Origin of the sequence: Leisingera sp. JC11 (genome assembly GCF_040704725.1) — a bacterium.
Classification (GTDB): Bacteria; Pseudomonadota; Alphaproteobacteria; order Rhodobacterales; family Rhodobacteraceae; genus Leisingera.
In genome coordinates, this window is the sequence record NZ_JBFCVS010000044.1 from 1 (window position 1) to 6,946 (window position 6,946).

Consider the following 6,946-nt stretch of genomic DNA (forward strand, 5'->3'; position numbering starts at 1 on the left):
GCCGGCAGCGCCAGCAGAAACCGGTCGAGCCCGGCCGCCAGCCCGCCGGTATCGCCCGGCTCCACCAGGTGGCCGACGCCGTTTTCCGCCGCCGCCGCCCAGGGGGTTGCGGTCGTGGTCACCACCGGCAGCCCCGCCGACAGGGCTTCGCCGATCGCGATCCCGAAATTTTCGAACTGGGTCGGCAGGGCAAAAACATCCGCCGCCGCATAGGCCGCGGTGCGCTGCCCGTCTCGCAGCATGCCGAGAAGATGCACCCGCTCCGCCACGCCTTCCGCCGCCGCCCGGGCCCGCAGGTCTGCGGCGTACCCCTCTGAGGCGGCGGGGCCGGCAATCAGCAGCTCGGCCGCCTGGCTGCGGGCCTGCTCCGAGGCTGCAAAGGCGGCGATCAGATCTGCGACCCGCTTGCGGGGGTCGACCCGGGACAGGAACAGCACATGCGGACGGGCGGGATCGGTCTCCAGCTGCAGCGCCGACAGGGCCGCAGCCCGGGTGGCAAACCCCGAGACATCGACCGGATCGATGCCGTTTGGAATGGTGCGCACCGGCACCGTCTTGTAGCCCGCCGCGCGCACCGCCTCGGTTTCCGAGGCGGCGGTGGCATGCACAAAGGCCGCTTCTGTCAGCATCCGGTCCACAAAGAGCCTGCGCGCCGCCTGCTTGATCAGCCGGTTCTTGCGCAGCGAATGGCCGTACAGGTTGGAGCGCGGCGAGACCACGACCGGAAGGCCGGCGGCACGGGCCTCCTGCCAGGCGGCCCAGGCGTTGTAGCGCCACATGCTGTGGATATGCACCAGCGCCGGCGCCGAGCTGCGGACCGCCTCGCGCAGCAGGCGGCGCAGGTCCGGCGCGTAGCAGATCCTGCGCGAGCCCCGGATGCGGGCGCCCTGGGCCAGCAGCTGCCGGGACTCGACAATCCGGTTGCGGCTCTGCGCCAGCGTCTCCACGTAGAGAATGCGGCCGCCGACCCCTTCCGCCGCAAGGTGGTGCACCAGCTGCGGAACGCTTTGCGACGGGCCGCCATAGGCCTCGTCCAGATCACTCACCACATGCAGAACATACATCCGATCTCTCCGGCTCAAACGTGCTCTTTCAGCCAGGCAATCTCTTTTTCCTGCTCTTCGTGCAGGTAATCAAGATCCAGCGTGACCAGCTTCGTCTTGATCTCCTGCAGCCCGACCCGCCCGAACAGCGCCGAGCGCGGGCTGGGCGTGAACAGCATCGCCGGGCCGCCGAAGGCCAGGGTCGCCACGCAGGCATGCACCCGGTCCGACAGGGTGAACTCCGCATTGGCATAGAGGCTGATATAGGTCCAGGGCTCATCCGAGGCGGTGGCGTTGGGCTGGCGGTAGATCTTGTGGGTCATATGCGGAAAGAACCGGTGCTCCGGCCGCACGATCATGCGCCCGCCGAACTCTGCCGGCAGCTTGCGGCGGTCAAAGACATCGGCCAGATAGCCCTTGATCTTGCCCTTGTGGGCGTATTTGTCGAGGAAGGTCGGCACCGACAGCCAGTAGGTCTTGCCCTCGATCTCCACCTGGCGGGAATTGTACTTGGCGCCGGGGTCGCTGGTCAGGATCTCCGGCTCCGGGTAGCGGTCGAAGTTCTTGGTGATGTAACGCACGTCCGGGCGCACCTTGAACGGGCTGACGCAGCGGTTCAGGAAGTAGCCCGAGTCGATGCCATTGTATTTCGGCACCCCCGGCAGCCAGTCCTTGAGGATGCCAAAGCTCTGATCGTCGCGGGTCGAGATCAGCGCCGGCGGGTATTCCTCAAGGAATTCGCGCACCTTCCTGAATTCGCTGTCGCGGAACTTGAAGAAGGCGGAGGACAGGAAAATGACCTTGGTGCCGCGGGCGCGCAGCGCCTTGAAGGCCTGCTCCCAGCTTTCCCGGATCCAGCCGTTCAGCACCGGCCCCTGCAGCACCAGGTAATCGATGTCCAGATGGCGGACGAAATCGGCATATGCGGCGGGGTTGCCCTTGTACTTGTTGTGCAGGGTCCGATAGTTCGGCTGGTCCTGGTAAAAGCCCACGGCACCGCTGCCGAAGACGCGCTTGAGCACATATTCGCCGCCCAGGTTGAAGAAGGCATTGCCGACATTCTGGGCCCATTGGCCGCCAACCAGGGCAACGCGCGGCGCGTCCGCTGCAGCCGTATCAATAGTCATGTTTCATATCCTTGTGCGAAATCAGATGCTTGCGGTCGAATGCGCGCCGGTTTTTCGGAGGCCCTCAGCCTTCGGCGCTCACCGGCACGGCCATGCCGCCCCCTGCTGCCGCCCCTGTGATAAGTGCCTGTTTCATTGCTCTGCCTCCGCGATGCGCTGCTCTTCCGGGGCGCCCGCCAGGCGCCGCAGGATGGATTCGTAACTGTTGAAGATGGCGGCGCGGTTCATGTGCTGCTGCACATAGGCCCGCCCGGCCGCGCCCATGCGCTGCTGCCGCGCCGGATCGCCCAGAAGCGCGGCCACCTCCCGGCAGAGGCGGGCCTGGTCATCCGGGTAAACGCAGATCCCGGCACCGGAATCGCGCGCCAGGGCATCCAGCGGGCTGCCCGGTTCGGCAATGCAGACATAGGGGCGGCCTGCCGACATGATCGAGAACAGCTTGGAGGGCAGCGCGTAATTCGCCACGTTCAGGGCTTGGGGCACCAGATGGACATTGGCGCTCTGCAGCGCGACCATGAACTCCTCTGCCGGGGCCAGCTCCAGGAAGCGGGCCGTTGCAATGCCGCGCCGGGCCGCTTCCGCTTCGATCCGCGGCCGTTCCGATCCGCTGCCCCGCATCACGATCCCGACCTCCGGCAGGGTGTCCGACAGATACGACAGCAGCGGCAGCAGCTGATCCAGGTTCTGCTTCTTGCCGAAGTTCCCGGAATACATCACCTGCACCGGCGCGGCCGGGTCGATCGGGGCCTCTGCCGCCGCCTGCGCCCAGATCGGCAGCACCGTGACGGGCCGCCTGCAGCCGATCGCCTCAAGCTCCCGCTTCATGCCTTCGGTCAGCACCACAACCTCATCCGCGAAGCTGAGGCCGATCCGCTCTGCCAGCCGCATCAGCTTCAGCATCACCGGATGGGAGGCGATGCCAAGCGAGGTGGCCAAGCCGCTTTCGATATCGTGGACCACGGCCATGACCGGCGCGCCGGAGCGCAGCTTCAGCGCCATTGCCCCGTAAAGGGTCAGGATGCTTGGCACATAGGCGATGATGGCGCCGGTCTTGCGGTGGCGGCCGCGCAGCGCATGCCAGGCCGCCCGGCGCAGGAACCGCAGGTCGTTGCGGACCCGGTCCCTGAACCCGCCGGAGCCGCGCGCCTGGACCGGAACCCGCTCGATGGCAATCGGGCCAAGCCGCTCATGGTCGCGGGCGCCGTCCGCCCAGTCGCCGAAGGGGGCGGGGCTGGGATAATGCGGGCGGAACGCCAGCGCCGAAACCGCATAGCCCCGCGCCGCCAGATGTTCTGCCAGCTCCCGGCAATAGGGAGCCGAGCCGATCTCCTCGGGCCAGAAATAGGGCGAGAGATAGAGAACTCCCCCCGGCAGCACGGTATGTGCCTGCAGATCCCTAGGCATCGCCGCCCCGCCTGGCGGGGGAAGGCCCGGAAGGGCCCTCAAGTCTGATCACATGCGCAGCCGCCATGCTGTCTGCCCCTCAATCCGTCCCCGGCAGGTCGCGGGTGAACACTTTCTCCGCCACATCCGCAAGTTCTTCGCTCACCCGGCTGGCGACAATCAGATCCGCCTCCGCCTTGAAAGGCTCCAGACCGCGCACCACCCGGGAATGGAAGAAATGCGCCTCCTCCAGCGCCGGTTCATAGACAATCACCTCAACCCCCTTGGCCTTCAGCCGCTTCATGATGCCCTGAATGGAGGACTGGCGGAAGTTGTCCGCGCCGGCCTTCATCATTCCCACCACCTTCAGGCCGCGCATCAGGATCTGATCGGACAGGAAATCCTTTCGGGTGCGGTTGGCGCCCACGATCGCGCGGATAATATTCTGCGGCACATGGTTGTAATTGGCCAGCAGCTGTTTGGTGTCCTTGGGCAGGCAATAGCCGCCGGAGCCGAAGGAGGGGCTGCTTGGGGCAAGTCTGGCGTGAAAGCGGCCGCACACGGGGGCCGGAGCCTCCGCACAGGAGGGCGGGGATAATCGACATGATTAATCACTCGAGCAAATTTGCTTGTTTCCGCTCCTAGTGAATGACTGCTCCGCTGGCAAGCCTGAGGGTGTGCCGCAAAAATTCATCATACGGTTCAGGCTCAGGCCGCATTCCTCCCGCGCGCCCGGCACGCGGGGGCGGCCGCAAGAGAAGCCGCACCGGGGCCGCACCGCCCCGGCGAAGCTCAGCCTGCGGCGGGGAAAGCCCCTTGGCCTTGGCAGCCCAAGCCGCATATGGTCGCACCGAAAAGGCGGGACAGGCCCATCGCCTGTTCCCGCAGTCCGTTCTGAGGAGAAACCATGAGGCGGGGGCAGATCTCCAGGCCGGCATTTGCCCGTCTGGCCGTCTTTGTGGCGGCCGCGGTGGCCGAAGCCGTGGCCATCCGCCTTCTGACTCATCAGGAAGGCCAGCTGTTCTGCAGCAATGTGTCTGCATTTGCACTCTGCCGGAGCATGCGGACACTGCCGCTGAGCGTGCTTTTCATGAGCACGGCCGTCGTTCTTATGGCACTGCTCCGCCCGCAGCTCTGGCAGAGCTATTTGCGCCTGGCGGACGCCGCGCCGCCGCGCCGCCTCCGGCCGACCGGGCTGCATCTGCTGGGGCTGGGCCTGGGGCTGCTGCCGCTGTGGCTGTTTCCGCTTCCGGATCTGCAGGCGCAGTTCAGCCTGGCGGCACCGCTGTTCCTGGCCGGCGCGGTGCTGGCCTTCCTCGGCGCGGTCCTCTGGCTTTTGCCGCTGCGCGCCTGGAATCAATGGTTTCTTGGCAATGACGCCTTTCTGCCGCTCACCGCCGCCGGTTTTTTTCTGCTGCCGCTGGTAGTTGAAGCCACCGGCTGGCTTTGGGGCGGAAACCAGGCCCTGACCCGGCTGACGTTCCAGGGCGTGAGCCTGGTCTTCTCCGCAGCGGGAACGGAAATTTCCGCCCTTCCGGGCGAGCGCATCATCGGCCTGAATGATTTTGCAGTCCGCATCGCCTCGAGCTGTTCCGGCGCCGAAGGCGTGGCCCTGATGACCGTTTTCATGGCTATTTATGCGGTGCTGACGCGCCCGGCGCTGCGCATGGGGCCCTATTGGCTGGTGCTGTTCCCGCTGGCGGTCAGTGTCAGCTGGATCTTCAATATCTTCCGCATTTCCGGGCTGGTCTGGCTCGGCGCCCATGTCTCGCCGGAACTGGCTGTCGACGGGTTCCATTCCTACGCAGGCTGGCTTCTGTTCTCTCTGCTGGCGTTTGCGGTGCTGGCCGCCGCCCACAACATGCCGCTGTTGCAAACGACCGCAGCGGCCCCGGGCGCTGCTGCGGGCACGGCCCCGCCCCCGGCCCCGTCCCTGGCCGCGGATCCGCTGTTTGCCCGCATCGTGCCCTTCATCCTGTTCATGATCAGCGGCACGCTGACGCCGCTGTTCTGGGAGACCCCTTCCAGCGGCTACCCGCTGCGGGCGGCGCTGATGCTGCTGGGGCTGGGGCTGTTCTGGCCCGCGCTCAGGACGTTCAGCTGGCGGGCCGAGCCGCTGGACTGGCTGGCGGGCGCCGCGGTGGCTGCGCTGTGGCTGTGGACCGCACCGGAAAGCGGCGGCAGCGCCGCCGCGGCCCCGGATCCGGTCTGGATTGCCTGCCGCCTGCTGGGCACGGTGCTGCTGGTGCCGGTGATCGAAGAGCTGTTTTTCCGCGCCTATGTGCTGGAGCGCATCGCCGGCGGCCCCGGCGCACCCGCCTGGCGGGCCTGGGCCGGGCTGGCGGCCAGCAGCCTGCTGTTTGCGGCGCTGCACGGCCGCTGGCTGGCGGGCGCCGGGGCGGGGATCGTCTTCGGACTGCTTTATCTGCGGACCCGCCGCCCGGGCGGCGCGGTGCAGGCGCATGTTCTGGCCAATGCCCTGATTGCCGCCGCCGCCCTCGCGGCGATGGATTTTGATCTGCTCTGATCCGGCCTTCCTGCACAGGCCTGTTCGCAAAATGCGGCGCAGAGCGCTTCCGCAAACCCTTAAAATTTGCCTAACATGAAGTCTAAAGTGTTGATAATGTGCTAAATTTTGCCACATCTGCAACCCGGCCAGCGCGCAACGCTTTCTTAATCAGTTTCCAACGCCAGTTAATGCTTTGGAGGTCTGACCATGCCGGCACAGAACATCGCATCTTCCGCAGCTGCCCTCTTGGGCCGCAGCCGCACCATGTTTCACTCCGCCGTGAAAGCCGCCGCCGCCCTTGGCCTGGCGCTGGCGGTTCTGCAGCCTTCTGCAGCGGCGGCACAGCAGACCTATGTGGTCGGCAGCGACCGCGGCGGCTATCTGCATGACCGGCTGATCGAGCTGAAGAACCTGCAGCAGAACGGCGTCCGGGTCGAGATCCGCGGCAAGGTCTGCTATTCCACCTGCACCATGTTCCTGGGCCTGCCGGGCGCCTGCGTCGATCCGGCCACCACCTTTGGCTTCCACGGCCCCTCGCGCGGCGGCCGCCGCCTGGCGCAGGAGAAATTCGACTATTTCAGCCGGGTGATGGCGCAATATTACCCGGCGCCGCTGAAGAGCTGGTTCATGGCCGAAGGCCGCAACCGGATTTCCGGGGTCCACAAGATCAAGGGCAGCGAAATCATCCGCATGGGCATTCCCGCCTGCCGCAGCGCCTGACCCGGCCTGCGGGCCCCGCTGCAGGCAGGGGACTGCTGTGAAGGCTCAAGGGTCGTTGCGACGTTTCCTGCTATCTCAGTTTCATGAGTTCGTCCCTGAACGCTTCAGCCGGTGTGCGCCACCCGAGGCATTTTCTAGGTGTGTCGTTTAAGCGGTCGCAAATC

At 66.3% G+C, this 6,946-nt stretch carries 5 protein-coding genes and 2 pseudogenes; 2 read left to right on the forward strand and 5 right to left on the reverse strand.

What is annotated here, in order from left to right:
- From AB1A62_RS21825 to AB1A62_RS21840, 4 genes and pseudogenes are all read right to left on the reverse strand, one after another.
- Positions 1-1,064, reverse strand: a 1,064-nt coding sequence (locus AB1A62_RS21825) for a glycosyltransferase (RefSeq protein WP_366663563.1), incomplete at its 3' end; no start/stop codon positions are given.
- Between the two features lie 14 nt (positions 1,065-1,078).
- Entirely contained in the window at positions 1,079-2,170 is a 1,092-nt protein-coding gene (locus tag AB1A62_RS21830) for a polysaccharide pyruvyl transferase family protein (protein WP_366663564.1), read from the reverse strand.
- Positions 2,171-2,302: 132 nt separating this feature from the next.
- Positions 2,303-3,574: a glycosyltransferase family 4 protein gene (locus tag AB1A62_RS21835; RefSeq protein ID WP_366663565.1), complete on the reverse strand. Its 1,272-nt coding sequence runs from the start codon at positions 3,572-3,574 to the stop codon at positions 2,303-2,305.
- Positions 3,575-3,653: 79 nt separating this feature from the next.
- Positions 3,654-4,082: pseudogene (locus tag AB1A62_RS21840) on the reverse strand (UDP binding domain-containing protein); the annotation flags it as partial.
- A 378-nt stretch (positions 4,083-4,460) separates the two neighbouring features.
- Here AB1A62_RS21840 and xrtE point away from each other — a divergent pair.
- On the forward strand, positions 4,461-6,080 hold the full coding sequence (xrtE, locus tag AB1A62_RS21845) for an exosortase E/protease, VPEID-CTERM system (protein ID WP_366663566.1): 1,620 nt from the start codon (positions 4,461-4,463) through the stop codon (positions 6,078-6,080).
- 189 nt (positions 6,081-6,269) lie between these two features.
- Entirely contained in the window at positions 6,270-6,782 is a 513-nt protein-coding gene (locus AB1A62_RS21850; RefSeq protein ID WP_366663567.1) for a hypothetical protein, read from the forward strand.
- 70 nt (positions 6,783-6,852) lie between these two features.
- Here the strand turns inward: AB1A62_RS21850 and AB1A62_RS21855 are convergent.
- Positions 6,853-6,946: pseudogene (locus AB1A62_RS21855) on the reverse strand (integrase); the annotation flags it as partial.

Coding starts and splice junctions, on each gene's coding strand:
- AB1A62_RS21830 (WP_366663564.1), bottom strand. CDS start 2,170: ATGACTATTGATACGGCTGCAGCGGACGCGCCGCGCGTTGCCCTGGTT.
- AB1A62_RS21835 (WP_366663565.1), bottom strand. CDS start 3,574: ATGCCTAGGGATCTGCAGGCACATACCGTGCTGCCGGGGGGAGTTCTC.
- xrtE (WP_366663566.1), top strand. CDS start 4,461: ATGAGGCGGGGGCAGATCTCCAGGCCGGCATTTGCCCGTCTGGCCGTC.
- AB1A62_RS21850 (WP_366663567.1), top strand. CDS start 6,270: ATGCCGGCACAGAACATCGCATCTTCCGCAGCTGCCCTCTTGGGCCGC.